Source organism: Streptomyces mobaraensis NBRC 13819 = DSM 40847 (genome assembly GCF_017916255.1).
Lineage (GTDB): Bacteria > Actinomycetota > Actinomycetes > Streptomycetales > Streptomycetaceae > Streptomyces > Streptomyces mobaraensis.
Genome location: NZ_CP072827.1, coordinates 4,162,409 through 4,187,877 on the forward strand (window position 1 = coordinate 4,162,409; position 25,469 = coordinate 4,187,877).

At 73.1% G+C, this 25,469-nt stretch carries 26 protein-coding genes; 18 read left to right on the forward strand and 8 right to left on the reverse strand.

What is annotated here, in order from left to right; genetic code table 11:
* The first annotated feature begins 167 nt into the window (after positions 1-167).
* Both J7W19_RS17825 and J7W19_RS17830 read left to right on the forward strand, forming a co-directional pair.
* Positions 168-422: a hypothetical protein gene (locus tag J7W19_RS17825; RefSeq protein ID WP_004940314.1), complete on the forward strand. Its 255-nt coding sequence runs from the start codon at positions 168-170 to the stop codon at positions 420-422.
* Between the two features lie 121 nt (positions 423-543).
* Complete coding sequence (locus tag J7W19_RS17830) at positions 544-1,062, forward strand: hypothetical protein (protein WP_004940315.1); 519 nt, start codon at positions 544-546, stop codon at positions 1,060-1,062.
* Between the two features lie 84 nt (positions 1,063-1,146).
* Here the strand turns inward: J7W19_RS17830 and J7W19_RS17835 are convergent, their stop codons facing one another.
* The 3 genes from J7W19_RS17835 to J7W19_RS17845 form a co-directional block, all read right to left on the reverse strand.
* The gene (locus tag J7W19_RS17835) at positions 1,147-2,307 is read right to left on the reverse strand and encodes a GDSL-type esterase/lipase family protein (RefSeq protein WP_004940316.1); all 1,161 of its coding nucleotides are present in this window, start codon (positions 2,305-2,307) and stop codon (positions 1,147-1,149) included.
* 112 nt (positions 2,308-2,419) lie between these two features.
* The gene (locus tag J7W19_RS17840) at positions 2,420-3,133 is read right to left on the reverse strand and encodes an SMI1/KNR4 family protein (RefSeq protein ID WP_051072484.1); all 714 of its coding nucleotides are present in this window, start codon (positions 3,131-3,133) and stop codon (positions 2,420-2,422) included.
* 32 nt (positions 3,134-3,165) lie between these two features.
* Positions 3,166-3,999, reverse strand: coding sequence for an SDR family oxidoreductase (locus J7W19_RS17845; protein ID WP_004940321.1), 834 nt, complete (start codon positions 3,997-3,999; stop codon positions 3,166-3,168).
* 102 nt (positions 4,000-4,101) lie between these two features.
* Here J7W19_RS17845 and J7W19_RS17850 point away from each other — a divergent pair, with 102 nt between their 5' ends.
* A complete protein-coding gene (locus J7W19_RS17850; protein ID WP_004940323.1) occupies positions 4,102-5,016 on the forward strand; it encodes a sigma-70 family RNA polymerase sigma factor in 915 nt (304 codons plus the stop codon).
* On the opposite strand, the gene J7W19_RS17855 is transcribed toward J7W19_RS17850, so the two are convergent.
* Positions 5,013-6,545, reverse strand: coding sequence for an IucA/IucC family protein (locus J7W19_RS17855; RefSeq protein WP_004940324.1), 1,533 nt, complete (start codon positions 6,543-6,545; stop codon positions 5,013-5,015). The two genes, J7W19_RS17850 and J7W19_RS17855, sit on opposite strands and share 4 nt — an antisense overlap.
* Positions 6,546-6,587: 42 nt before the next feature.
* Between J7W19_RS17855 and J7W19_RS17860 the strand changes: the two genes are divergently transcribed.
* The 6 genes from J7W19_RS17860 (at position 6,588) to J7W19_RS17885 (ending at position 13,519) form a co-directional block, all read left to right on the forward strand.
* Positions 6,588-8,450, forward strand: a complete 1,863-nt coding sequence (locus tag J7W19_RS17860) for an IucA/IucC family protein (RefSeq protein ID WP_004940325.1) — start codon at positions 6,588-6,590, stop codon at positions 8,448-8,450.
* Positions 8,451-8,544: 94 nt separating this feature from the next.
* Positions 8,545-9,636 carry a cation diffusion facilitator family transporter gene (locus tag J7W19_RS17865; protein ID WP_004940326.1) on the forward strand — a complete coding sequence of 364 codons (1,092 nt, stop codon included), beginning with the start codon at positions 8,545-8,547 and terminating at the stop codon, positions 9,634-9,636.
* A gap of 584 nt (positions 9,637-10,220) precedes the next feature.
* Positions 10,221-10,493, forward strand: a complete 273-nt coding sequence (locus J7W19_RS17870) for a DUF1876 domain-containing protein (protein WP_004940331.1) — start codon at positions 10,221-10,223, stop codon at positions 10,491-10,493.
* 152 nt (positions 10,494-10,645) lie between these two features.
* Complete coding sequence (locus J7W19_RS17875; protein WP_004940332.1) at positions 10,646-10,918, forward strand: DUF1876 domain-containing protein; 273 nt, start codon at positions 10,646-10,648, stop codon at positions 10,916-10,918.
* 262 nt (positions 10,919-11,180) lie between these two features.
* Positions 11,181-12,389, forward strand: coding sequence for a cytochrome P450 (locus J7W19_RS17880; protein WP_004940333.1), 1,209 nt, complete (start codon positions 11,181-11,183; stop codon positions 12,387-12,389).
* 11 nt (positions 12,390-12,400) lie between these two features.
* The gene (locus J7W19_RS17885; protein ID WP_004940334.1) at positions 12,401-13,519 is read left to right on the forward strand and encodes a type III polyketide synthase; all 1,119 of its coding nucleotides are present in this window, start codon (positions 12,401-12,403) and stop codon (positions 13,517-13,519) included.
* A 64-nt stretch (positions 13,520-13,583) separates the two neighbouring features.
* Here the strand turns inward: J7W19_RS17885 and J7W19_RS17890 are convergent, their stop codons facing one another.
* Both J7W19_RS17890 and J7W19_RS17895 read right to left on the reverse strand, forming a co-directional pair.
* Positions 13,584-14,039, reverse strand: a complete 456-nt coding sequence (locus tag J7W19_RS17890) for a tellurite resistance TerB family protein (protein WP_004940336.1) — start codon at positions 14,037-14,039, stop codon at positions 13,584-13,586.
* Positions 14,040-14,195: 156 nt separating this feature from the next.
* The gene (locus J7W19_RS17895; protein ID WP_004940337.1) at positions 14,196-15,230 is read right to left on the reverse strand and encodes a rod shape-determining protein; all 1,035 of its coding nucleotides are present in this window, start codon (positions 15,228-15,230) and stop codon (positions 14,196-14,198) included.
* 329 nt (positions 15,231-15,559) lie between these two features.
* On the opposite strand from J7W19_RS17895, the gene J7W19_RS17900 reads away from it, so the two are divergent.
* The 3 genes from J7W19_RS17900 (at position 15,560) to J7W19_RS17910 (ending at position 17,762) form a co-directional block, all read left to right on the forward strand.
* Positions 15,560-15,904, forward strand: coding sequence for a UBP-type zinc finger domain-containing protein (locus tag J7W19_RS17900; RefSeq protein ID WP_004940338.1), 345 nt, complete (start codon positions 15,560-15,562; stop codon positions 15,902-15,904).
* 254 nt (positions 15,905-16,158) lie between these two features.
* Entirely contained in the window at positions 16,159-17,043 is an 885-nt protein-coding gene (locus J7W19_RS17905; RefSeq protein ID WP_004940339.1) for an NAD(P)-dependent oxidoreductase, read from the forward strand.
* Positions 17,044-17,522: 479 nt separating this feature from the next.
* On the forward strand, positions 17,523-17,762 hold the full coding sequence (locus J7W19_RS17910; protein WP_040888156.1) for a DUF397 domain-containing protein: 240 nt from the start codon (positions 17,523-17,525) through the stop codon (positions 17,760-17,762).
* 13 nt (positions 17,763-17,775) lie between these two features.
* Here J7W19_RS17910 and J7W19_RS17915 read toward each other — a convergent pair whose 3' ends face one another.
* Positions 17,776-18,264 carry an ATP-binding protein gene (locus J7W19_RS17915; RefSeq protein WP_051072485.1) on the reverse strand — a complete coding sequence of 163 codons (489 nt, stop codon included), beginning with the start codon at positions 18,262-18,264 and terminating at the stop codon, positions 17,776-17,778.
* A 319-nt stretch (positions 18,265-18,583) separates the two neighbouring features.
* Here J7W19_RS17915 and J7W19_RS17920 point away from each other — a divergent pair, with 319 nt between their 5' ends.
* The 5 genes from J7W19_RS17920 to J7W19_RS17940 all read left to right on the forward strand — a co-directional run bounded on the left by J7W19_RS17920 (position 18,584) and on the right by J7W19_RS17940 (position 23,197).
* Positions 18,584-19,447 carry a helix-turn-helix domain-containing protein gene (locus tag J7W19_RS17920; RefSeq protein WP_004940348.1) on the forward strand — a complete coding sequence of 288 codons (864 nt, stop codon included), beginning with the start codon at positions 18,584-18,586 and terminating at the stop codon, positions 19,445-19,447.
* An 81-nt stretch (positions 19,448-19,528) separates the two neighbouring features.
* Positions 19,529-20,995: an aldehyde dehydrogenase family protein gene (locus tag J7W19_RS17925; RefSeq protein WP_004940349.1), complete on the forward strand. Its 1,467-nt coding sequence runs from the start codon at positions 19,529-19,531 to the stop codon at positions 20,993-20,995.
* A gap of 94 nt (positions 20,996-21,089) precedes the next feature.
* On the forward strand, positions 21,090-21,638 hold the full coding sequence (locus J7W19_RS17930; protein ID WP_040888110.1) for a DinB family protein: 549 nt from the start codon (positions 21,090-21,092) through the stop codon (positions 21,636-21,638).
* 103 nt (positions 21,639-21,741) lie between these two features.
* A complete protein-coding gene (locus J7W19_RS17935) occupies positions 21,742-22,326 on the forward strand; it encodes a PadR family transcriptional regulator (RefSeq protein ID WP_004940353.1) in 585 nt (194 codons plus the stop codon).
* Positions 22,327-22,438: 112 nt separating this feature from the next.
* On the forward strand, positions 22,439-23,197 hold the full coding sequence (locus J7W19_RS17940; protein WP_004940355.1) for a MerR family transcriptional regulator: 759 nt from the start codon (positions 22,439-22,441) through the stop codon (positions 23,195-23,197).
* A 70-nt stretch (positions 23,198-23,267) separates the two neighbouring features.
* Here J7W19_RS17940 and J7W19_RS17945 read toward each other — a convergent pair whose 3' ends face one another.
* Positions 23,268-23,636 carry a YbjQ family protein gene (locus J7W19_RS17945; RefSeq protein ID WP_004940357.1) on the reverse strand — a complete coding sequence of 123 codons (369 nt, stop codon included), beginning with the start codon at positions 23,634-23,636 and terminating at the stop codon, positions 23,268-23,270.
* 281 nt (positions 23,637-23,917) lie between these two features.
* Here J7W19_RS17945 and J7W19_RS33005 point away from each other — a divergent pair, with 281 nt between their 5' ends.
* Positions 23,918-25,390 carry a DedA family protein gene (locus tag J7W19_RS33005; RefSeq protein WP_040888159.1) on the forward strand — a complete coding sequence of 491 codons (1,473 nt, stop codon included), beginning with the start codon at positions 23,918-23,920 and terminating at the stop codon, positions 25,388-25,390.
* Positions 25,391-25,469 lie beyond the last annotated feature (79 nt).

The following is a 25,469-nucleotide window of genomic DNA, read 5'->3' on the forward strand; positions in this document are numbered from 1 at the left end:
GGGAGGAAATGGCCGCAGGTGTCCCCGGGCGTGGCCGTGGGCCATGGGGCGGATGGGGGCGCGGGGACCGGCGCACCGGCGCACGGTCGGAATGCCGGCCACCGGCCCCGGGCAGACCGGCGGGACGGCGCCCGAAAGCTCCGGCAGCGCCGCGAGAGGAGCTCACCATGCAGCGCGTCCCCCACGTCCTCCGTGCCCTCGGCGGCCCGCGCGGCATCCGCGTCCGCCGTGTGCTGACGACGGCCGCCGCCACCGCTCTGCTCGGCCTGAGCGGCGTCGCCCTCGCGGCTCCGGCCCAGGCCGAGGCCGACGTGCACCTCTTGGGCGGTGTCGCCGACGCGGTCATGAACGGAACCCTCACCGCGCAGGTGCTGCGGACCGACGTCCTGCATGTGATCAACCCGTTGCAGGGCATCATCTGATGCGGCCGGGCCGGCCGGCGACGCCGGCCGGATTCCCCTCCCTCCCGTTGCCGGGCGCTCCCTCCTTCGCGATGATCACGTTTCGCAGCGATTCGATCACGCAGAGGACTGGAGATCGGACATGGCATTCCGCATCGCGCTCCGCACCGCCGCCCCCGCCCTGGCGGCCGTCGCGCTGAGCCTCGCCGTCGCCCAGGGCGCCCCGGCGTCCGCGACGGAGCACGGGGCCATACCGGCGCCCACGGCCCCGAGCGCGGCCCCCGCGCACCCGTCGGCGAGGCAGACCGCTCCGGCCGACGACAACCCGTTCCGCGCCATGGAGTTGGACGGCCTGAAGGCGGAGTTCCGCTTCATGTGCCCGGCCGGGCGCTGTGTGGGCTACTGGTCGCTCGCCCTCACCGAGGACCGGCTCAAGCGGCACTACCAGGGCGGGGAGTTCTTCGCCTACGCGCCCGCGAAGGGCGAGTTCGGCTTCTTCCTCGACACCGACGTCGCCTACCGCACGGTCAAGGACCCGCGGCGGGTCCGGCTGGTCGACAGCGACTTCACCCGCCGGAACCCGCGCGTCGAGATCCGCTACGGCGACCCGGACCGGCCCCGCGCGGCGGAGGTCGTCGCCACGGCCACGACGTGGATGTGACGCGACCGCGAACCACCGGGACGGGCCCCGCCCCGCGACCGCGAACCACCGGGTGAGAGCCCGCCCCGCGCCCCAGACCCGCCCTTACCCCTCCCGGGCGGCGAACGCGCCGCCGGCGCCGAAGACCCGCTCGGCGAAGCGCTCGCCGATGCGGCGGTGCCCGGCGTCGTCCGGGTGGATACCGTCCGGCAGCGGCACCTCGGCGAAGTCGGCCTCGCCGTAGAGCGCGAGGCCGTCCAGGTAGTGCAGGTGCGGATCCTCGGCCGCCCGCTGCGCGGCGATACGGGCGAGCTCCTCCCGGATGACGGTCAGCGTCAGCCGGGTGGGGTCGGACGGGTCGCCGAGGGCCCGGAAGGTCATCCGGTTCCCCTCGAACTCGGGCATGAGCGGCCCGGGGGTGTGCTCCTGGACCGGGCAGAGGATCGGGGACACCAGCAGCAACGGCACATCCGGGTGCCCGTCGCGGATGGTGTCGAGGAAGCCGTGGACGGCCGGGGCGAAGGCGCGCAGCCGCATCAGGTCGGTGTTGGCCACATTGATCCCGATCTTGACGCTGATCAGGTCCGCGGGCACGTCCCGCATCGTGCGCGCCATGAACGGGTCGAGCAGGGCGTTGCCGCCCAGCCCGAGGTTGACCAGCTCCACCCCGCCCCGGGCCGCGGCCAGCGCCGGCCAGGTCGCGGTCGGTTCCGTGGCGGCGGAGCCGTGGCTGACGGAACTGCCGTGGTGCAGCCACACCCTGCGGCCCCGGTCGGGAACGGGCTCCACCGGCGCGTCCGTGCGGAGGGCGACGAGTTCCGTCGTCTCGTCGTGCGGCAGCCAGATCTCGACGTCCTTCGGCTCCCCCGGCAGCCCGTCGAACCGGAGGGTGTCGGACGGGCCGGGGGTGACGGTGGCGGGCCCGGACATCATGTCGACCGTCCGCACGTCGCCGCCTTCCGCGCTCGCCCGCCCGGCCGGACGGCCGTCGACGAGCAGGACGTACGTCCCGGAGGGGCGCGGCGGCAGCCCCGGGTACACGGTCTTCGTGGGCAGCACGTCCAGTTCGACGGCGGTGGCGGCGGTCCGGAAGGCCAGCCGGACGCCGGAGGGCTGGGACTCCATCGTCAACAGGCGGTCGTCCGGGAACCGCTGCCGGACTCCGGCCGGCAACCGGTGCGGCAGCAGCCCGCGTTCGGTGCGTTCCAGCTCCAGGGCACCGCGCAGGATGCGGGCGTCGATCGGGGTGGTGATCCAGTCGGTCACTTCAAATCTCCTCACGGGGCGTCACTGCGCGGGGCCGCCTTCCTGAAAGGGGCGTGCGGCCGGCCCGCCCCTCCGCCCGCCCTCCGGTCGCGGAGAGTAGGACGTCATCACCCTAAGCGGCCCCACTGACATCGCCCGGCCGCCCGGCCGCCGCGCGCTGCGCGGCCTTGATCCGCGGCTCCGCCCAGTCCAGCCAGCCCAGGTACCACTCGGCGAAGGTGAGGCGGTCGGCCCCGCGCCGCCGCATGCGCACCAGCCCCTCCCCGATCGCGCGCACGTCCTCCCACATCAGGCCGCGCTCCTCGCCGGTCACGACGAGCAACGAGTAGTAGCCGCAGCCCTGGTGGCTCACGGTCAGCGAACCCCAGGTCAGCTCGGCGTCGAGCTCGTCCCACCGCGCGTCCCAGGCGTGCCAGGACCGCCAGAACGTCTCGTCGTCGGCGTACGCCTCCCGCCGCGGCTCGTTCTCCTCGTGCTCGTCGAGCAGTTCCTGGACCGGCCCGGGCCGGAAGGGCCGGGCCAGGCGGGGCGCCTCGTCCGGCGCCGCGCCCCGCTCACCGGTCAGTTGGGCGCTCAGCGGGAACACGCCGTAATCGGGGCCTGCGCCGCTCGCCCCCACCTCCAGGAGGAACGAGCGGTAGTCCGCGGGGAAGGTGACGTTCAGGCGCTCCTCGGCGCGCGCCAGTTCGGCCTCGGTGAGGGGCGGCGCCAGCTCGAAGCGGTGGCCGCCGTCGAGCCAGACGGCCCCGAAGACCTGGTCCATCACCTCCGGCGTCGACCGGAGGGCCAGCACCCTCTCCCGTACGCCCGCCCATATGTCCGTCATGCCGGCCGACGTTACCGGGCCCCGTGCGTCCTTCACATCCCGGTTTCGCCGGGTGTGGACCCGACGCCTCCCGCGCTCCGCTTCCCGCCCGGGACGGTCCCGGCGTGCTCGGCCAGGAACTCTTCCCAGGTGCGGGTGCCGAACGACGCCCCCTCCAGGGACAGGTTCTCGGCCGCGCGGTAGGCGCGTCCGACCTTCCCGGGCAGGCGTACCGGCAGCATCGGCCGCCGCTTGCCCCGCGCCCGGAGGTAGCCGCGGGCGAGTTCGCCCATGCTGTGGACGGCCGGGCCGGCGAGGTCGGGTACCAGTCCGGCGGGCTCGCCGAGGGCCAGTTCCACGAGCCGCGCGGCCACCTCGCGGGCGTCGACGGGCTGCATCCGGATGCCTCCGGGTACGGGCACCACCGGCATCTTCGTCATCGTGCGCACCGCCTTCAGCACCAGGTCGTGGAACTGCGCCGCCCGCAGCGTCGTCCACGGCAGGCCCGACTCCGCCACGGCCCGCTCGGCGCCCAGCTTGGACCGGAAGTAGCCCAGTGGGACCCGGTCCGCGCCGATCACCGAGATGTACACGAAGTGCCGCACCCCGGCCGCCGCGGCGGCCCGGACGAGGTTGCGGGTCGCGATGTCGTCGCCCTTCGGGCCGCCGGCGAGGTGGAGGACGGTCTCGACGCCCTCCAGCGCCGCGCCGAGCGCCCGGTCGCCGTCCCGGGCGAGCAGGTCGCAGGCGACGTACTCGACCCCGTCCGCCGACTCGCGGGCGTGCCTGCTCAGTACGCGCACCTCACGGCCCGCCCGCCGCAGGAGGGGCAGGACGTGGCCGCCCAGCGTGCCCGTGCCGCCGGTGACGAGGATGGGTGACGTCATGACTGCTCCACTGTGCTCGGACCCGGAAGCGGAACCCCCGGGCGCGTCCGCCGGTTTCGGTGATCTACTTCTCTGACCCGCGGGGGAAAGGGAATGTGACAGGTGGACGAGAGCGATTTCTCAGCCGTCCGGTTCGAGGAGCACCGGAGCCGGCTGCGCGCGGTGGCGTACCGCGTGCTGGGCTCCGTGAGCGAGGCCGACGACGCCGTTCAGGAGGCGTGGCTGCGCTTCGACCGGACGGACGTGAGCGAGGTGGAGAACCTCGGCGGATGGCTGACGACCGTCGTCGCGCGCGTCTGCCTCAACGTCCTGCGCGCCCGCGAACACCGCCGTGAGGACCCGCTCGACGCCGTACCGCACCAGCCCGATCCGCTCATCGGTCGGGAGGACGCGCCCGACCCCGAGCAGGAGGCGCTGCTGGCCGACTCGGTGGGGCTGGCGATGATGGTGGTGCTGGAGTCGCTGGCGCCGGCGGAACGGCTGGCGTTCGTCCTGCACGACATGTTCGCCGTGCCCTTCGACGAGATCGCGCCGTTGCTGGAACGTTCCGCCGCGGCGACGCGCCAACTGGCCAGCCGGGCCCGCCGACGCGTCCGGGGCCAGGCGCCGGCGCCCGACCGGGACCTCGCGCACCAGCGCAAGGCGGTCGACGCGTTCTTCGCCGCGGCACGCGACGGCGACTTCGACGCCCTCGTCGCCGTCCTCCACCCCGACGTCGTCCTGCGCTCCGACGGCGGCGCCGCCCGGGCCGGCCGGACGACCGTCCTGCACGGCGCCCGCACGGTCGCCTCGCAGGCGGTCACCTTCTCGAAGCTCTCGCCGTTCGTCCGCCCGGTGCTGGTCAACGGCACCGCCGGTGTCGTGGTCGTCATGAAGGGGCGGCTGCTGTCGGTCATGGCGTTCACGGTGGTCGACGGGCGGATCGCGGCCGTGGACGTGCTGATGGACCCCGAGCGGCTGGCCGGGCTCGACGTGCCCGAGGTGGGCGACGAGCGGGGCGCCCCGCCCGTCGGCTAGCCCGCGCTCGACGGATTCGGCAGCTCCGTCCACAGGTCGCCCGGCGCGCCTGTGGACAGCCGCATGGCCGTCAGGGCCTTCGCCGGGAGGGGGGCCGTCCGGAGGGCGTGGACCTCCGGGCCCGGGGGGAGGTCCCGGGTCGCGGCGTCCAGGAGCGCCGCGAGGGCGGGGGTGTCACCGGCCAGGGGGGCCAGGGCGCCGGTGACGAGGCAGCCGACGACCTTGCGGCGGAGGACGGCCGCGTCGTCGGTCAGCAGGCGTCCGGTCAGCGGGGGAGCCGGGATGCCGTGCCGGGCCAGCCGTGCGGGGCTGATGCGGATGTCGGCCAGGTCGCGGTAGACGAGGCGCAGCGGGCGGTCGTCCCGGTCGAGGACGACGAGGAGGTTCTGGCCGTGCGCCTCCAGGGCCACCCCGGTGTCGAGCAGGTCCAGGCAGACGCCGAGCGCCAGGCGGGCGAAGGCGGCGGCCCGCGCCGGACGTTCACCGGCCGGCCGGGAAGCCAGCAGCGCCGGCAGGACGGCCACCGGGACGACGCGTTCGCCGGCCGCCGCGTCCCCGTACCCGTACGGCGACTCGCGCAGCACCGCCGCCAGGTCGGCCGTGCCCGCCCCGGCCGCCGCGAGCGTACGGGCGATGTGCAGCCGGCCGTCCAGCCGGCGGGCGACGCGATCGGTGAAGTCCGAGGTGGCGAGGGCATGCGTGACGGAGTAGGGCGAGATGTCCCGTACCGCCGAGGTCAGTTGGGTGGTGACCGCCGTCTTGACGTGCACGTCCCCGCCGATGTCGAGCGTGCGCAGGGACAGCAGGGGGTGTGCCGCCGGGCCCGGACGCGACGGCCGGCCTCCGAGGACGTGCTCGGTCTGCCAGGGATGGGTGGGTATCAACAGGTCGGTCCCGTCCCGCAGTTCGCTCGGCCAGGCCCCCGTCACCGTCCCGTCCGCCACGGCCGTCAGGCGCAGCTCCACCACCGGCCGGTGCTCCGGCGCGTACGCCAGCTGTTCGGCGGCGGAGAAGCCGGGGCGCGCGCGGCAGGCCGGGTGGTAGGGGTGGCCGTCCGTCGGCCACTGCTCCCATTCCCAGGGGGACCGGACGGCGAACGGCGTGCCTCGTCGGTCGCGCGCGGCGCGGGAGAGGGCCAAGGAGGCGGCGCTGTGGTCGAGTTCGGCGGCGAGGCGCGGCCCGTGCGGCAGGCCGAGTGCCGCCGACACGTCGGCCATGAGCTCCGCCGGGTGGTCGTGGTGGGCTCCGCCCAGCTCCAGCGCGGTGACAGTGGTGGCGGTCGACCAGGGGTCGGAAGGCGGGCCGTGCAGCCGCCGTCCGTCGGACAGGCGCAGGGTGACGCCGTCGGGGCCGTCCGCGCGGGCCGTGACCCAGGGCAGGGGCTCGTGGACGAGGCCGCGCCACAGGCGGGTCAGTACGGACGCCCGCGCTCCGGGCAGGAACGCGCCGTACGCGGACGCCAGGTCGGGCGCGGCGACGGCGAGTTCACTGGCGAGTAATCGCTCGGCGGAGGTCCGGCACACGCGCATGTCCTACCGCAGGGGAACACCCTCCACACATACTGATGGCCGATGAATGCACTCACCCGGGCCGCTGACGCGCTGGCCGTGACGCCACTGCTCAACTGTCTGCTCAGAGAAGCCGCCGAGCCGGTCGGCCTGCCCGAACCGGCCGGAACCGCCGCTTCCCCGGCCGTGCCGCCGGGCGAGGGCACGGACGCGGTGGCCGGGCCGGGCGTGCCGGTGCCCCCGGCCCCCGCCGGTCCCCTGCCTGCCACGGTCCCGGCGGCCCACACCACCCGAAGAGCGGCCCTCACGGCACCGGCGCCGCTCGTACCCGCCGCTCTTCCCTTCCTGTCCGCCCCGCACGCCGTGTACCGACTCCGCGCCACCGGACGCCTGTTGCGCGTCCGCGCCGGCCACCGTCCGTCCGCGCCCGAGCTGTGGACCGGACGCGGCTGGCGGCTCCTGCCCCACGCCGCGCTGGTGTCCCTCGCGGCCCAGGAGATGCGCGCCGCCACCGGTACGCCGAACCGCTCGCTGCCCGCCGAAATGACCGCGAGCAGGGCCGCGGTGGAGGCGGTCCTGGCCGCCCGGGCGCACGCGGCGCCGCCCGAGGATCCATGGTTGCGGTCCGAGCAAGCGCTCGTCATGGGGCATCCCTTCCATCCGGCGCCGAAGGCGCGCAGCGGTGGCGGCCCGCCCGCCGCCTGGCTGCGGTACGCGCCGGAGGCGTACGCCCGCTTCCCGCTCGTCCTGCTCGGCGTCCGGGAGGACGCGGTCGTGGAGGACGGCGACACCCGTGCGCTGGACGTCCTGGGCGCGGCGCCGCCCGGTTACCGGCTGCTTCCCGCCCACCCCTGGCAGTTCGAACTCGCCGCCGGACGCCCCGAGATGCGGGCGGCGTTCGCCGACGGGCGGCTGGTCCGCCTCGGCCACACGGTCCGGCAGGGGCGTCCCACGGCCTCGGTGCGCACGGTGTACGTGCCGGGGGAGCCCCCGGGCGGGGCCGGGGCGCGGCGCCGGCCGGACGGACACCGCCTCCCGAGCGCCCCGCATCCCGCGCCCGGCCCCCCGGCGACCGCCGGGGACCTGTTCCTGAAGTTCAGCCTGGACGTCCAGATCACCAACGACGTCCGCCGCATGCGCCGCCACGAGCTCCGCCACGTCCGCCGCACCGATCCCCTGGTCACCGCCGCCTTCGCGGCGATGGACGGCCCGGCGGCCTGGCTCAGCGAACGCTGCTACCGCACCGTCGACGGCCTCTTCGAGACCTGCGCCGTCCTCGTCCGGGACGGGCTCTCCCGGCACCTGCTCCCGGGCACGACCGCCGTCCTGGCCGCGGCGCTCGCCGAGGGCTTCGACGGCAACCCCCTGGACCGGATCACGGATCCGCTGCCCTGGTGGGCCGCGTACGTGCGGTGCGTGGTGCCGCCCGTGCTGGAGGCGTTCGCGCGGTACGGCGTCGTGGTGGAGTGCCACCTGCAGAACACGCTGATCGCCGTGGACGCGGCGGGCACCCCCGTGCAGTCGGTCTTCCGGGACGCGGAAGGGGCCAAGGTGCTCACCGAGATGCCGCGGGCTCCGGCGTGGCGGCGGCTCGCCTACTGCCTGGTCGTGAACAACCTCAGCGATGTGGCGGGTGCGCTCGCCCAGCGGTTCCCGCGCAGCGGCGCGGAGTTGTGGGCCGTGGCCCGGGAGGAGTTCGAGCGCTGCGACGCCCTGCCGGGCCTTCCCGTCCTCCCCGAACTCGGCGCGCTGCTCGCGTCGCCCACCCTTCCCGGCAAGGCCAACCTGCTCTCCCGCTGGATCGGCGCGGACGGTACCGACCCCCGCTACCTCCCCGTCCCCAACCCGCTCGTCCCGCACTCGGGTACCGCACTGAGTCCGGCGCGCGCCGCCTCGCGCGGCCGTCCGCCGTCGTCCGCTCCCTGACTCCAACCAGGCGTAGGTGCAAGGGATTCGCACCTGATCAGCGGTGGTACGACGGTGGTGGCTGCGATCGAATCCACGTGCCATGGTGGGCCCCATGGCACGCTCTCACGCTCACGCGCACGGCCATGACCACCCGCCCCACGGCCGTCCGTCGCCCGGCCGAGTCCCGCTCGCCGACCGCGTCCGGCGAGCGCGGCACCGGGCCGCCCACGTCCTCGCCCCCCACCACCACGACGCCGCGGACAAGGTCGACCCGGCGATGGAGGCGTCCCGCGAGGGGATGCGCACGCTGTGGTGGTCGCTGGCGGTCCTGGGCGTGACATCGCTGGTCCAGGGGGCGGTCGCGGCCGTGTCCGGGTCCGTGGCGCTGTTCGGCGACGCGGTCCACAACGGGGCCGACGCGCTGACCGCCGTCCCGCTGGGCATCGCCTTCCTCCTCGGGCGGCGGGCGGCGAACCGGCGCTACACCTACGGCTACGGCCGTGCCGAGGACCTGGCGGGCGTCGCGATCGTCCTCACCGTCGCCGCGTCGTCGGCGCTCGCCGCCTACCAGGCGGTCGAACGGCTGCTGAGTCCGCGGCCCCTCGACCATCCGTGGGCCGTGGCGGCGGCGGCCCTGGTGGGGTTCGCCGGCAACGAGGGCGTGGCCCGGTACCGCGTCCGCACCGGGCGGAGAATCGGTTCGGCGGCCCTGGTCGCCGACGGGCTGCACGCCCGGACCGACGGCTTCACCTCCCTGGCCGTCCTGTTCGGCGCCGCCGGCACCGCTCTCGGGTGGCCCGCGGCGGACCCGGTGGTCGGGCTGCTGATCACCGTCGCGATCCTCCTCGTCCTGCGGGACGCGGCCCGCGAGGTGTTCCGGCGGCTGATGGACTCCGTCGACCCGGAGCTGGTGGACGGCGCGACGCGCGCCCTCCGGGCGGTGGAAGGGGTGCGCGAGGTCGGGCAGGTGCGCATGCGGTGGGTCGGGCACGCCCTGCGCGCCGAGGTGGACATCGTCGTGGACGCCGAGCTGAGCGTGGTGCGGGCCCACGAGCGCGCGGTCGCGGCCGAGCACGCCCTCCTGCACGCCGTGCCCCGGCTGGTCGCCGCGACCGTGCACATCGACCACACCACCCCCGGCGCCGGGGCGGACGCCGCCGTCGCCGACCCGCACGCCGCCCTGGCCCACCACCTCACGGCGTAGGGCCGCCGGCTCCGGTTCGGTTCCGGACGTGCCACGTGGCCGGGGCGCCCCCGGAGCGCCATTGGCGCTTGAGGCGCCGGTACGCCTCGGGGTGCCCATGGCGCGCTCGTGGCGCACCTCCGCACAACCCCTCCGGCGGGAGGGGAAGACGTGTGCGAGGGGAAGGTTCGTCACTAGAGGTTCACGTACCGTAATCGACCGATGATGGAGGACGGCCATGGCCCTGATCCCTGTTCCCGGCTCGAAGCAGAGCCCGCGGCAAAGCCCGGCGCCAAGCCCGCGCCAGGAGTCGAGCCCGAGCCCGGGGCCGCGTGGCGCCCACCTCAGCGTGGTGGGCCCTCCCGCCGCCCTCGTGCCCGTGCGGGGCGGCGTCGCGGCCGGGCCCGACCGGGGGCCGTCCCGGGTCCGCCCGGGCCCGGCACGCCGGGCGAGCCCGCCCCCGAGGCCGGGCCCCGGGCCTCTTCCGTCCCCCGGAATCAGGCGCTCGGGCGCCCGCGTGCGACCGGTGGGGCGCGGTGTGACGATGGTGATCGGGGGTGTGTCCGGAGTGAGTTCATGCTGAGCGGCTGGAAGAGGGTGCTCCCATGACCGGCATGAAGAGCTGGAACGTACAGATCAGCATCAAGGAGAACGCCGAGACGGTGAACGCGGAGGCGCGGCTGAGCGGAGCCGCCGCCGGCACGATGGTCGGCGAGGGGGTGGCCCGCTGCAACCCCGCCGACGAGAACGTGCCGGAAATCGGTGACGAGCTCGCCGTGGCCCGCGCCATGTCGTCGCTGTCCCACCAGTTGCTGAACACGGCGGCCACGGACATCGAACGCCACACCCACAAGCCGGTCCGGGGGCTCGGCGTCTGAAGGCCGGTGCCGCGAACGGGCGCCGCACCACCGGAGTGCCGCGGATCCCGGCGTGCGGGGGCCACGGCCGCGTGCCAGTCTGACGACTCGGGGCGGGCAGGGGAGGGACACGGGAGGGGGCACGCAGGAGCAGGCGGCAGAAAGGCCGGCGCATGAGTGGCACCAAGTCCTGGACCGTGAACATCAGCATCAGCGAGCACGACCACGTCGTCACCGCCGAGGCCCGCCTCTCCGGCAAGCCCCCGGGCCCGATGGTCGGCGAGGGCACGGCCCGCTGCCATCCCGCGGACGAGAACGTGCCCGACATCGGCGACGAGCTGGCCGCCTCCCGGGCCCTGCACGTACTGGCGGACCAGCTGCTCGACATCGCCGTCAAGGACATCGAGCGGCACACACACGAACGCGTACGGGGAATCGAACCCTGACCGCTGTTCTCCCGCCGAGGGCGCGCACCGCGCCTCCTTCCGCGCGCCCCCGCCCCACCCCCGCGAGGCTTCGGCGAGGGGTCACCTACTTGGGTGAACAGCTCTGGTGCGTTCGACAGAGACCTGTTTCATTTACACGGGTAAGTCCACAAATCGAGTGAATCATCCGGGTATAGGTGTGGCGTGCTTGCCCCTGCGGAATCGGTCTGTAGATATCGGCGCGCCGCCAAGGCCGTGCCCTTGGGTATGGGGAGTGCTTCGCATGACCACTGAGGAATCCGAACGGACGTGTCCCTTCCGTCACGATGAAGCGCTGGAACCTGACCCGTTCATGGAGCGGATGCGGACCGAGGCCCCGGTCGCCAAGGTCCGCATGCCGTACGGCGAGGGTGAGTGCTGGCTGGTGACGCGGTACGAGGACGTTCGTACGGTCACCCAGGACCGTCGCTTCAGCCGGGCCGCGCTGATCGGGAAGGACTTTCCGCGCATCACACCGGCGCCGATCGCCCAGTCGGAGGCGATCAACCTGATGGACCCGCCGGCGCTGAGCAGGCTGCGCCGCCTGGTGACCACCGGGTTCAGCAACAAGCAGGTGGAGGAGCTGCGGCCGAAGACGCAGCAACTCGTCGACAAGCTGCTGGACGCCATGGAGGACGAGGGCTCACCCGCCGACGTCGCCCACCACCTGGCGGGGAAGCTGCCGCTGATGACCATCTGCGAGCTGCTGGCCGTCCCCATGGAGGACCGGCCGCAGCTGCGCGCCTGGGCCATGGCCATGATGTCCATGAAGCCCGCGGACAAGGAGGCGGCGGCCGAGGCCAAGGCCGGCCTCCGGCGGTACTTCGCCGGCCTGACGGCCGAGCGGCGCCGCAACCCCGGCAGCGACCTGCTGAGTTCGCTGGCCACGGCGCGGGTGGGCGACGAGATGCTGGACGAGAAGGAGCTCGCCGTCATGGGCATGCTCCTGCTGGTCACCGGCCACGACACCAGCACCTACGAGATCTGCAACATCATCTACACGCTCCTGACCCACCCGAAGCACCTCGCACAGCTCCGGGAGCGGCCCGAGATCATGCCGCGGGCCCTGGAGGAGCTGCTGCGGTACATCCCGTTCCGCCAGGGCGTCGGCATCCCCCGGGTGGCACTGGAGGACGTCACGTTCAACGGCGTGACGATCCCGGCCGGGGACGTCGTGCACGTCTCGTACCTGTGCGCCAACCGCGACGAATCGGTCTACGAACGCGCGGACGAGCTGGACTTCGACCGTGAGGACCCGGTGCCGCACATGACCTTCGGCCACGGCTCCCACCACTGCCTCGGAGCCCACCTGGCCCGGATGGAGCTCCAGATCGCCATCGGCACGCTCATCAACCGTTTCCCCGAACTGCGCTTGGCCGTACCGGCGGAGGAGGTGCAGTGGAACACCGTGTCGATCTGGCGTTATCCGCTCACCCTGCCGGTCGCCTGGTGAGGAGGCCGACCATGGCGACTCTGTGCAGACCGGCCATCGCCGTCCCCGAGCACATCATCACCAGGGAAGAGACCCTGGAACTGGCGCGCACCCTGCACGCGGACCACCCGCAGCTGGAGCTGGCGCTGCGGCTCATCGGCAACACCGGGGTCCAGACCCGGCACCTGGTGCAGCCGATCGAGGCCACCCTCAAGCATCCGGGCTTCACCGCCCGGAACAACCTCTACGAGGCGGAGGCCAAGGCGCGGGTGCCCGATGTGGTGAACCGGGCGCTGGAGCACGCGGAACTGACCGTCCGGGACATCGACATGATCGTGTACGTGTCCTGTACGGGCTTCATGATGCCCTCGATGACCGCGTGGCTCATCAACACCATGGGTTTCAGGAGCGAGACCCGCCAACTGCCCATCGCCCAGCTCGGATGCGCGGCGGGAGGGGCGGCGGTCAACCGCGCCCATGACTTCTGCAGCGCCTACCCCGGGTCCAATGTGCTCATCGTGGCGTGTGAGTTCTGCTCCCTGCTCTACCAGCCCACCGACCTCGGAGTCGGCAACCTGCTCTCCAACGGCCTGTTCGGCGACGCCATCGCCTCCGCCGTGGTCCGCGGGGACGGCGGTACGGGAGTGAAGCTCGAGCGCAACGGTTCGCACTTGGTGCCGGACACCGAGGAGTGGATCTCCTACGGGGTGAAGGACACCGGGTTCCACTTCATCCTGGACAAACGGGTGCCGGGCACGATGGCCATGCTGGCCCCGGCGATGCGGGAGATGGCCGAACCGTACGAGTGGGACGTCTCCGAGCTGGACTTCTACATCGTGCACGCGGGCGGTCCCCGCATCCTCGACGACCTCGGCAAGTACCTGCGGCTGGAGCAGTCGATGTTCCGCTACAGCCGGCAGACGCTGGTCGAGCGGGGAAACATCGCCAGCGCGGTCGTCTTCGACGCGCTGGAACGGCTGTTCCAGGACGGCGGCGCCGAGCACGCGGCGCGCGGTGTGATCGCCGGCTTCGGGCCGGGCATCACCGCCGAGATCGCCCTGGGCACCTGGTCGGGCGCGGTCACCGGCAACGGCCACCGCGCCCGCAAGACGTCCGCCGACCGGAACTCTTCCGTGACACTGCCGGCCTGAGCGGACGCGGGAGCGCGGGTCACCTTCCCTCTCGGTGCCCCGCGCTCCTCGCTGTGCCGACGGCTCAGAGGTCGAACTCGGAGGGCGCGATGCCCACGGCGAAGCACGCCTCGCGCACGACGGCCTGCTCCTCCTTGTCGAAGTCGCCGTCCGCGCCGCCGATGACGATGCCGATCTGGATGACGGCACGCGCCTCGGTGGGCTTCTTCTGGACCTTGCCGATGGTCTGGAGCAGGCTCACCTTGCCGAAGTCGAAGTCGGCGGCCAGCTTCTGGCAGTAGTCCGTGAACTTCGCGTGCAGGTCGTCCGCGGGGAAGTTCTGCAGCACCTCGTTGGTGGCGATCAGCGAGGCGACGCGCTGCCGCTCCGAGGCGTCCACCGAACCGTCGGCCGCCGCCACCAGCGCGCACATCGCCATGCTCGCGTCGCGGAACGCACCGCTCTTGAGGTCGTTCTTCTTCGCGACCAGCTGGCCCTGCATCGTCGTGGCCGATTCCTTGAGCCGGTCCCAGAGCGCCATGTGCGTTTCTCTCCTTGTGAAAACGGGGGTAGCACTGGCAGAACTGACCGGAAGGCAGAGAAGTTCCCCCCGGGACGACGCGTCCCCGCCGTGGCGCCCTCGGCGCCCTCGGCGCCCTCGACGGGCCCCGTCACCCCTTGCGCGGACCGCCGGCCGTCACCCCGCCGCCAGCGGATCCAGCACCATCGGCTTGACCTTCCCCTCCATCATCGCCCCCAGCCCCAGCACCGAGCAGTGGTCCGGGTTGGCCGCGATGTGCACGGTCATGCCCGTCGCGTCCTCGATCATCGTGTCGAGCCCCGGCATCAGCGCGCTGCCGCCGGCCAGCATCACCCCGCGCGTCCCCAGGTCCGCGACCAGGTCCGGTGGGCAGTCCCGCAGGACGCGCCCTATGGCGTCCAGCACGACGGTGAGCGGTGTGCGCACCGCCTCGCGCACATGCGCCGTGCTCACCAGGACGGTACGGGACAGACCCGTCGCCACGTCCCGGCCGCGGACCTCCGTCTCGGTGCCGCCGCCCAGCCGGTCCGCGCGGAGCGCCATGTGCAGGGGGTACAGGCCCTGGGTCGGCAGCATCAACTGGTGCTCGCCGCGCAGGTGCTGGACGATCGCGTAGTCGATGGCGTCCCCGCCGACCTGCACCTTCTCGGCCGCCACGATGGAGCCGAGGGAGAGCACGGCCACCTGGGTCGAGGCCGCGCCGCAGACGATGATCATCGTGGCCTCGGGCAGCTCGACCGGCAGTCCGCAGCCGACGGCCGCCGCGACCAGCGTGTCCACCAGCTCGACCCGGCGGGCCCCGAGGCCGGTCAGCGTCTCGATGGCCGCGCGCTGCGCGATCGGCTCGGCGTCGTGCGGCAGGCAGACCGCGGCCCGCAGCAGCGGCCTGCGCCGCCAGGCGCGCCGGAGCTTGTCGCTGATCAGGTGGCGCAGCATGCGCTGGGCCATGTCGATGTCCACGACCGTGCCGCCGGAGACCGGGCGGACGACGCGGATGTGGGCCGGCGTCCGCCCGGCCATGCCCTCGGCGAGGGCCCCGACGGCGATGAGCGAGCCCGTCCTGGTGTTGACCGCGGCGATGCTCGGCTCGTCGACGATCAGGCCGGTGTCGCGGGCGTAGACGCGCGTGCGGGACGCGCCGAGGTCGACGGCGATGGTGCAGCGGCTCAGCTGGGCGAGGCTGAGGGTCATCACGGGCTCATCTCCCCGGCGGCGGTGCGGTGGCGCGGGACCGCCGAACGGCGGCCCTCACGGCCCATCGTGCGGTGTGGCACGGCGCGTCGCCCGCCGGAGTGCGCCACTCGGAGGAGCGGCCCCGCCGCGGGCGGGCGCACCGGGGCACACGGAGGTGAACACCCCCGTCGCCCACCTCCGCGGCCCCGGTGCGAAGAAGTCTGCCAGGGGGGTCTGACAACGCGTCCGACCTGCGGTTCCAGTAGGGCAGGGCGGTTTCGGGCCGGATCGTGGCCGAGGCGCCGTTCCGGCGCGCGCCCGGCCCCCGTCCGTCCTACGCTCGGAGCATGAGCGCGTCGAAGAAGGAACCGGGGGGTCCGACGGCGTGGCAGGTCGCCGCCGACGTCGAGGGCCGCCCCGCGGACCGCACCTGCGGCCACCTGGCGCAGATCCGCCCGGTGACCCCCAACACCCCGGAAGGCTGCGAGGAGTGCCTGCGCATCGGGAGTACCTGGGTGCACCTGCGCGAGTGCCTCGTCTGCGGGCACGTGGGCTGCTGCGACAGCTCGCCGCACCGGCACGCGAGCGCGCACGCGCACGGCACGCCCGGTCACGACCTCGCGCGCTCCATCGAGCCGGGTGAGGACTGGGCCTGGTGCTACGCGGACGAGCTGCTGCTCCTCCCGTCGTAGCTGACGGCTTTGTAGAGGGCGCGTCGGCACAGGCAGCGAACGACGGCCAGGTCGCGGAGTACGGACCGTCCTCGGGGCCCCCGCACCTCATCGTTAATGAAAACCATTTCCACATGCTACCCCTGGCCATGCCCGTCCCGGATGGGTGCGTACCGGACAAATGGCCGAGAGGTGCCATTGTGGGCGGAACGCTCCGTCTTCGACAATCGGTACGCGGCGGACGCTCGGGCGGGTCCGCCGGGGACGGGGGCGGCATGGACACCGAGGTGAGCGTCATCGGCCTGGGGGCCCTGGGGTCCGCACTGGCCGGCGCGTTCCTGGCGGCGGGTCACTCGACGGCGGTCTGGAACCGGACGCGTGCCAAGGCGCTGCCGCTCGTCGCGCGGGGCGCGGTGGAGGCCGCGTCGCCCGAAGCGGCCGTCGGCGCCGGGCCGCTGGTCGTCGTCTGCCTGCCCACGTACGACGTCGTGCGTGAGGTGCTGTCGCCGTGTGCCGCCGGGCTCGTGGGCCGGACGCTGGTCAACCTCACCTCCGGCTCGCCGGCGCACGCGCGCGACGCCGCCGGCCGGGCGCGCGAGCTGGGCGTCCGCTACCTCGACGGCGCCGCCCTGGCCGCGCCGTCCTGGGTGGGCCGGCCGGACTCCCTCCAGCTCTACGGCGGGCCGCGCCCGGTCTTCGAGGCGCACCGCGGCGTGCTGGCCGCCCTCGGCGACCCGGTGTACCTGGGCGACGACCCGGCCCTGCCCGCCGTCCACGACATCGCGCTGCTCGGCCTGCTGTGGTCCGCGCTCACCGGCTGGCTGCACGGCGTGGCGCTCACGGGCGCGGACGGGCCGGGCGGCGGGGTGTCCGCGACGGCCTACACGGCGGTCGTCGGCCGCTGGATGCCGACCGTCGGCCGGCTGATGGGCGAGTACGCCCGGCAGGTCGACGCGGGCGCCTACCCGGCCGGGGGGTTCCCGCTGGACCAGCACCTGATGCTGATGGGGCTGCTGGAGCACGCCGGGGAGCTGCGAGGGGTGGAATCCGGTCTTCCGCAGGCGTTCCTCGGGCTGGCCGGGCGCGCGGTGGAGGACGGGCACGGCGCCGACGGATACGCCCGCCTCATCGAGTACGTCCGGGGGCGCGCCGGCCGTTGACGGCCGCGGGTCGCCCTGACCCCCGTCGGCGCGTACGGGTGTCGGCCCGGGCACCCTTCCGGTCCACGAGCCCGGCTCCTCCCGAACCCCCCTTCCGGAAAAGGCCGTTCCGTACCCCTCGAATACGGCCGGGAAGAGGACGGAACGTGGTCGCGATACGGAAGTGACGCGCGGCGACGCGAAAGGGGCGGGCCGGAGGGGGAGGCGCCGGAAAGGGCCGGCCGCCGGATGAATCACGCGCCGCGGCGTTCCGCGCGCTATCCGGAGGATTTGCGTCAATGACCGCCGCGACAGCGGCAATTGTCCCGGGCAAGCGGAAATGGGCAGCGGAAATCGGCCTCGCGACGTAGTGGTGGCGCCACCCTCAGTGCACGTGCATCTGCTCGTGCCGGGGAATGTGAACCGCGGCTATGATCCGAAGAAGTTGCCATCCCCGTAAACGAATGGGGATGCCCCCTGCGGCGATCCGGGAGACTCCAGTGCCACACGTCTACAACGGCATGGTTGCATCGGGCATCGATGGAGTCGTCTGGCGGAAGAGCCGGCACTCCAACTCACAGGGCTCCTGTGTGGAGTTCGCGAAGTTGCCGGGTGGCGGGGTTGCCGTTCGCAACTCCCGCCACCCGGATGGCCCCGCTCTCATCTACACCCCCGCGGAGATCGAGGCCATGCTGTTGGGCGTCAAGGACGGTGAATTCGACTACCTGGTGGGCGAGTGACCGCGGAATGCGGTTATTCGCGCGGCAGCCGGAACAGCGCCCAGACGACCTTGCCGTGCAGTGCGCCCGCCAGGGGGTGCCAGCCCCAGGCGTCGCTGAACGAATCCACCAGCAGCAGTCCGCGCCCGTGCTCGTCGCCGGGGGCCGCTTCCCCCGCGAGCGGCCCCTCCTCGCTCGGATCGCGTACCGCGCATACCAGCCGCGTCGTCCACCGCATCAGGTGCAGGCGTACGGGGGGCTCATACCCCCCGTCGACGTGGGCGGTCGGTGTGGCGTAGCGCAGGGAATTGGTCACCAGTTCGGAGACCACCAGCGCCACGTTGTCGAAGATGTGCTGGACCCCCCACTGCGACAGGGTGATTCCGGTGAACCGCCGCGCCGTACGGACGGCTTCGAAGCGTGGCGGCAGGGCGCAGGAGGCGGAGTTCGACACCGCGGATGAGTCGAACCGGGGCAGCCCCCGCCAGACGGGGGAGAGCACAGTCGATCCTTCGGTACCCATCCGAGGCACTCCTGCAATCGTGGACGTGACGTGCACGTGTGCGGGCTCCATCGTTTCCGATGCGCAGGGCGGATGCAAGGGCAGATGCACGTGCACGTGGGGGATTTGGGGGCGCACAAGGGGATTGGGGGGCAATTATTCCTACGCCCCTCGCCGTAGCGTGTCCGTCGTTGGCCGGTATCCGTAACCGGATGTGCACACAACGATGCCCAGGGGTGGCAGACTTCGGCGCCGAGGGGGGAGCGGGGGTCACCCTCGGAAGGGTGAGCGGCACGGCGGACAGGCAGTCCGGACCAGACCGGAAGGAAGGGTCGACGAGATGACCACGAGCGAGTCGAGCGGTTCCGTGGTGCGCCGCATACTCCTCGGCTCCCAGCTGAGGAAGTTGCGCGAGTCCCGGGGGATCACCCGCGAGGCGGCCGGGTACTCGATCCGCGCGTCCGAGTCGAAGATCAGCCGCATGGAACTGGGCCGGGTGAGCTTCAAGACGCGGGACGTGGAGGACCTCCTCACCCTCTACGGCATCCACCGGGAGACCGAGCGCGAGGCGCTGCTCGGCCTGGCCAGGGAGGCCAACGTCGCCGGCTGGTGGCACAGCTACGGCGATGTACTGCCCAGCTGGTTCCAGACCTACGTCGGCCTGGAGGGCGCCGCCTCGCACATCGGGATCTACGAGGTGCAGTTCGTCCACGGCCTGCTCCAGACCGAGGGCTACGCGCACGCCGTCGTCGTCCGGGGCCAGCCCACGGCCGACCCGGCCGAGGTCGAGCGCCGGGTGTCGCTGCGCATGGAGCGGCAGAAGCTGCTGTTCTCCGAGCGGGCGCCGCACTTCCACGCCGTTCTCGACGAGGCCGCGCTGCACCGCCCGTACGGCGACGCGGACGTGATGCGCGGACAGTTGCAGCACCTCATCGACCTCTCCGAGCAGCCCAACGTGACCCTCCAGGTGATGCCCTTCCGGCACGGTGGTCACGCTGGTGAGAGCGGGGCGTTCACGGTGCTCCGCTTCCCCGAGTCCGACCTGCCGGACGTGGTGTACCTGGAGCACCTCACGGGCGCCCTCTACCTGGACAAGCCGGACGAGGTCGCCCAGTACGAGCGCGTCATGGGCCGGCTGCGCGCGGACAGCCTCTCCCCGTCGGGAACGCGCAACCTCATGCGGCGGATGCTCCAACTCGCTTAGCTCGTCAGTACGATGACGGGCAATCAGCAAGTCTGAACCAGCCCGGCCGGACGGCCGGGCTCCGGCAGACAGGGATGACGCATGTCGTACTCCGCCGCGTTCAAGGACCTCGCGTACCAGTACATCGACGGCCGCTGGCGGCCCGGTACGGGATCGTGGGACATCGTCGACTTCAACCCGTACGACGGGGAGAAGCTCGCCTCCATCACAGTGGCCGGCGTGGACGAGGTCGACGAGGCGTACCGGGCGGCCGAGCGCGCCCAGGCGGCGTGGGGGAGCACCAACCCGTACACCCGGCGGCTCGTCTTCGAGCGCGCGCTGCGGATCATCGACGACCACGAGGACGAACTCGCCTCGGTGATCATGGCGGAGTGCGGCGGGACGGCCCTGAAGGCCGGCTTCGAGCTCCACCTGGCCCGGGAGTTCCTGCGGGACGCGATCCAGATCGCGCTGCGCCCCGAGGGCCGCATCCTGCCCTCGCCGGACGACACCCGCGAGAACCGGCTCTACCGGCTGCCGGTCGGGGTCGTCGGCGTGATCAGCCCGTTCAACTTCCCGTTCCTGCTGTCGCTGAAGTCCGTCGCCCCCGCCCTGGCGCTCGGCAACGCGGTGGTGCTCAAGCCGCACCAGAACACGCCCGTGTGCGGCGGCGGGCTGCTCGCCAAGGTGCTGGAGGACGCGGGGCTGCCGCCCGGGGTGCTGAACGTCCTGGTCACCGACATCGCGGAGATCGGGGACGCGCTGATCGAGCACCCGGTGCCCAAGGTGCTGTCGTTCACCGGCTCCGACAAGGTCGGCCGGCACGTGGCGACCGTCGCCGCCTCGCACTTCAAGCGGGTGGTGCTCGAACTGGGCGGCAACAGCGCACTGGTCGTCCTCGACGACGCGGACGTGGACTATGCCGTGGACGCGGCGGTCTTCAGCCGGTTCATCCACCAGGGGCAGGTCTGCATGGCGGCCAACCGGGTGCTGGTGGACCGCTCCGTGCTGGACGAGTTCACCGAGAAGTTCGTGGCGAGAGTGAAGTCCCTCAAGGTCGGCGACCCCTCCGACCCCGCCACGCACATCGGCCCCCTGATCAACTCCGGCCAGGCGGAGGCGATCACGTCCCTCGTGGAACAGACCGTCGCGGACGGTGCCACCGCCCTCGTCCGGGGCCGCACGGTCGGCACCCTGGTGGAGCCGAGCGTCCTCACCGACCTCCCCGAGGACTCCCCCGTCCTCCGCCAGGAGATCTTCGGGCCCGTCGCGCTGATCATCCCGTTCTCCGGCGAGGAGGAGGCCCTGCGGATCGCCAACGCCACCCCGTACGGGCTGAGCGGCGCCGTCCACACCAAGGACGTCGAACGCGGTGTCCGCTTCGCCCAGCGGGTGGAGACCGGCATGATCCACGTCAACGACGGCACCGTGCACGACGAGGCGATCGTGCCCTTCGGCGGCGAGAAGCACTCGGGCCTCGGGCGCCTCAACGGCGACGCCATGGTGGACGCGTTCACGACCACGAAGTGGATCTCCGTGCAGCACGGGCGCAGCGCGTTCCCGTTCTGAGCACCCCAAGGCCGCCAGTAGGTCAGTGGTTGACCTACTAGCGGCCTACTGTTGTTCCGTCAGCGCGAAGCGACGGAAGGATCGGTGGGGTCCCATGCCTACTCATGTGATCGAGAAGGACGTCAGTGACGAGCGAGGCACTCTGCTGGCCTTCGTGGACGCCCAGCGCGGCGGCGTCCGGCGGGCGCTCCTCGGCCTGACGGAGGAGCAGGCCCGCTCCCGTCCCAGCGCCAGCGAGATGTCCCTGATCGGCCTGCTCAAGCACGTCATGGTCGCGGAACGGGGCTGGCTGGAGCTCGCGAGCGGCACGGGCGACCCCGACCCCGACAAGGCGGAGAAGCGCTTCGTGGCGGCCTGGCACCCGGACGAGAGCGAGACGGTCGCCGCGCTTCTGGCCGCCTGGGAGGAGCAGGCCGCCGAGGTGGAGCGGTTCGTCCGCGCCCTGCCCACCCTGGAGGACACCTTCGCCCTCCCGCCGGCCCCCTGGTTCCCCAAGGACGCCCGGGTGTCCATGCGGTGGTTCCTGCTGCACCTGGTCGAGGAGATCGGCCGGCACGCCGGGCACGCGGACATCATCCGCGAGTCGATCGACGGCAGGACGGCGTTCGAGCTGGTGGACGCGGAGCGGCGGCAGGCGGACTGACGCCCGCGGAACGGCCGGGGCGCCCGCGCCCGCCCGCGCCCCGGCCCGCCGCCTAACCTGGGACGGCAGGTGCGGCGGAGACGGTGGAGAGGGGCGGGGCGGGATGTCGGCGATCCGGCTGCTGGTGTTGGGGGCGGTCCGGCGGCACGGCCGCGCCCACGGTTACCAGGTGCGCGCCTCCCTGGAGTTCTGGGGAGCGCACGAATGGTCCCAGGCGAAACCGGGGTCGATCTACCACGCGCTGAAGGCCATGGCCGGACAGGGCCTGCTGACCGCGCACGACGCCGCCCCGAGCGAGGCGGGCGGCCCGCCGCGCACCGAGTACGAGCTGACGGAGACGGGCGAGGCCGAGTACTTCCGCCTGCTGCGGCACGCGCTGTCCGACCACGACCGGAAGATCGACCACCTGACGGCCGGGGTGGGCTTCCTCGTCGACCTCCCGCGCGACGAGGCGATCGCCCTGCTCCGGCGGCGCGTGGCCGCGCTCGAAGCCTGGCGCACGGAGATCCACCGGCACTGGCCCGCGCCCGGCCAGGGCCACCTCGCCGAGGTCCGGGGCCTCTGGCTGCACACGGTGGCGACGGGCGAGGAATGGGCCCGCGACCTGATCGAGCGCCTGGAGGCGGGCGCGTACGTGATGGCGGGCGAGGGCGACCCGTGGGCGGGGGTCGCCACCTCGCCGGAGTGAGGCGCGCGGCGGCGCCTCCCGCACGGCCCGAGCCGGCCGGCGGACGTCGGGCTTGCACCTCACGCCACGTGACCCCGCACCGTGGAACACGTACGGCAGAAGGAGCGCGGACGTGAGCTACAGCGTGGGACAGGTCGCCGCCGTCGCCGGCGTGACCAAGCGGACACTGCACCACTACGACGAGATCGGGCTGCTCGTGCCGAGCGGGCGCAGCCACGCGGGGCACCGGCGGTACGAGGACGCCGATCTCGACCGGTTGCAGCGGATCCTGTTCTACCGGGAGCTCGGGTTCCCGCTCGACGAGGTGGCGGAACTCCTGGACGACCCGGGCACCGACCCGATGGCGCACCTGCGGCGCCAGCACGGGCTGCTCACCGAGCGGATCGCCCGGCTCCGGAAGATGGCCGCCGCCGTCGAACAGGCCATGGAGGCACGGAAGATGGGCATCAGGCTGACCCCCGAGGAGAAGTTCGAGGTCTTCGGCGACGTCGACCCCGACGCACACGCGGCCGAGGCGGAACGCCGCTGGGGCGGTGGCGACCCCTACCGCGAGTCGCGGCGGCGCACCGCCGCGTACGGCAAGGAGGACTGGCTGCGGATCAAGGGGGAGACGGACGAGCTCAACGCCCGGATCGCCGCGCTGCAGGCCGAGGGCGCCTCCCCGGAGTCCGAGGCGGCCATGGACCTGGCCGAGGAGCACCGGCGGTTGATCGGCCGGTACTTCTACGAGTGCTCCTACGAGATCCACACCGGGCTGGCGGAGATGTACGTCGCGGACGAGCGGTTCGCGGCGACGTACGAGGCGATCCGGCCGGGGATGGCGGCCTTCCTCAGGGACGCGATCCTCGCCAACGCGGTCCGGAGGATCTGAGCGGAGGGCACGGGCGGGGGCGGGGCCGCCGAGCTCCGGCGCCCTCGCCCGCCGCGGGGGCCCCGGCCCGTCACGAATGCGGAGCGATCACCACCGCCGTGCCGTACGCGCACACCTCCGTGCCGACGTCCGCCGCCTCGGTGACGTCGAAACGGAACATCAGCACCGCGTTGGCGCCCCGGGCCCTGGCCTGCTCGACCAGGCGCTCCATCGCCTGGTTCCGGGTCTGGACCAGGGTCTTGGTGAGGCCCTTGAGCTCACCGCCGATCAGCGACTTCAAGCCGGCGCCGATCTGGCTGCCGACGTGCCGGGAACGCACCGTGAGGCCGAAGACCTCACCGATCACGCGCTCGACCCGGTAACCCGGCACGTCGTTCGTCGTGACCACGAGCACATCGGCCTGCTCGTGCTGACCGCCGCCATACTCGTCGATCCCCATCCCTGCCCACCTTCGTCCGTTCGGTCCGTACGGAGATTCTTCCGTCTGACGGGCGGGACGCACCCCGGCGGCGCGGGGTTGCCCCGACCGGGCGAAGCGCGGCGGCCGGCGGGGGCGCGGGCCCTGAGGGGCGAGCGGGGGGAGTGCGGGCGGTGACGACTGGAACCGGAGGGTTCCCGGTCGCGTTGCTACCGTTGAGCGGCACGCCTTCTCCCCCCGCCTGTGCCCGGGCCTCGCACGAGCCTGCGCCCTCGACCCAGGAGCCTGTCACCGTGACCCCCGTGACCACACTCGCGCTCGGCCCCCAGTGGCTGGACGCGGACTACCTGATCGGCCAGTTCGGCCTGCTCGGTGTGCTGGCGATCGTCTTCGCCGAGTCCGGCCTGCTGATCGGTTTCTTCCTCCCGGGCGACTCGCTCCTCTTCACCACGGGTCTGCTGGTCACCACGGGCAAGCTGGACGACTACCCGCTGTGGGCGGTGTGCGCCATGGTCGTGCTGGCGGCCGTCCTCGGCGACCAGGCGGGTTACCTCTTCGGACGGAAGGTGGGCCCCGCCCTCTTCCGGCGCCCGGACTCCAGGCTCTTCAAGCAGGAGAACGTCGAGAAGGCCCACGACTTCTTCGAGAAGTACGGCCCGAAGTCCCTGGTCCTGGCCCGGTTCGTGCCGATCATCCGCACCTTCACGCCGATCATCGCCGGCGTGAGCCGGATGAACTACCGCTCGTTCCTGATCTTCAACATCATCGGCGGCACCCTGTGGGGCGCCGGTGTGACGCTGCTGGGCGCGGTGCTCGGCAAGATCGAGTTCGTGCGGACCAACATCGAGATGATGCTGGTCGCGATCGTGCTGGTGTCGGTTGTGCCCGTGGCGATCGAGTTGCTGCGCGCCCGGTCGAAGTCGCGCGAGGAGGGCCCGGCGCCCGACGCCGACGGGGTGCCCAGCGGGCCGCAGCCGCCCCGCCAGTACACCGAGGTGCCGCCGCACTACCAGGACGTGCAGCCGTATCCGCTGCCGCAGTCCGAGCAGCAGGGGAAGCGGCAGCAGCGGCAGTCGGGGAAGCGGCAGCCCGCGCCGGAGCCGGGGTCCGCGCCGCAGCCGGGGTCCGCGCCGCGGCCGGGATCCGCACCGCGGCCGGGGGCGGCCCCGCAGCCGGGGGCGGCGCCGTGGTCCGGGGCGACTCCGCAGCCGGGAGCCGCTCCGCAGCCCGGGCCCGCGTCGAGGCCCGGCCAGGCGCCGGGGCCCGCGCCCCGGCCCGGCCAGGCGCCGGACGCCGCGCATGACGTACGGCCCCCGCAGGCGGCCCCGTACCCGCAGCAGCCGGGTCCGTACCCGCCGGCCCAGTACCCGCAGCAGCCGGGTACGTACCCGCCGGCCCAGTACCCGCAGGCTCCGCAGCCTCAGCAGAATCCGCAGCCCGGGCAGTACCCCTACACGCCGGCCGCGCACACGGCACCCGCCCCGCAGAGCCCGCAGGCCGGGCAGTACCCCTACGCGCCGGCCGCGCAGGCGGCGCCCGCCCCGCAGAGCCCGCAGGGCCTCCACACCCCTGCGTACTCCCCCTACCCTGAGCCCCACCAGCCCGCGCAGCCGCAGCAGCCCCTTTATGGAGGCCAGCCGCAGCACGCGGAAGACCCCCGGTACTCCCAGCCTCCACAGGACACGCGGGGCGCGCAGCCCTCCCAGGACGCGCACGACCCGCACGACCCGCAGGACCCGCACCGGGGCCCCCGCGGCCGGCACGCGCGCCGCTGACACCCCGTCCCGCCGCCTCCCCGGGCGTTCCCCTGACCGTCCCCTGACCGCCCCTGCCCGTCCACCCGCGAGGGTCCGC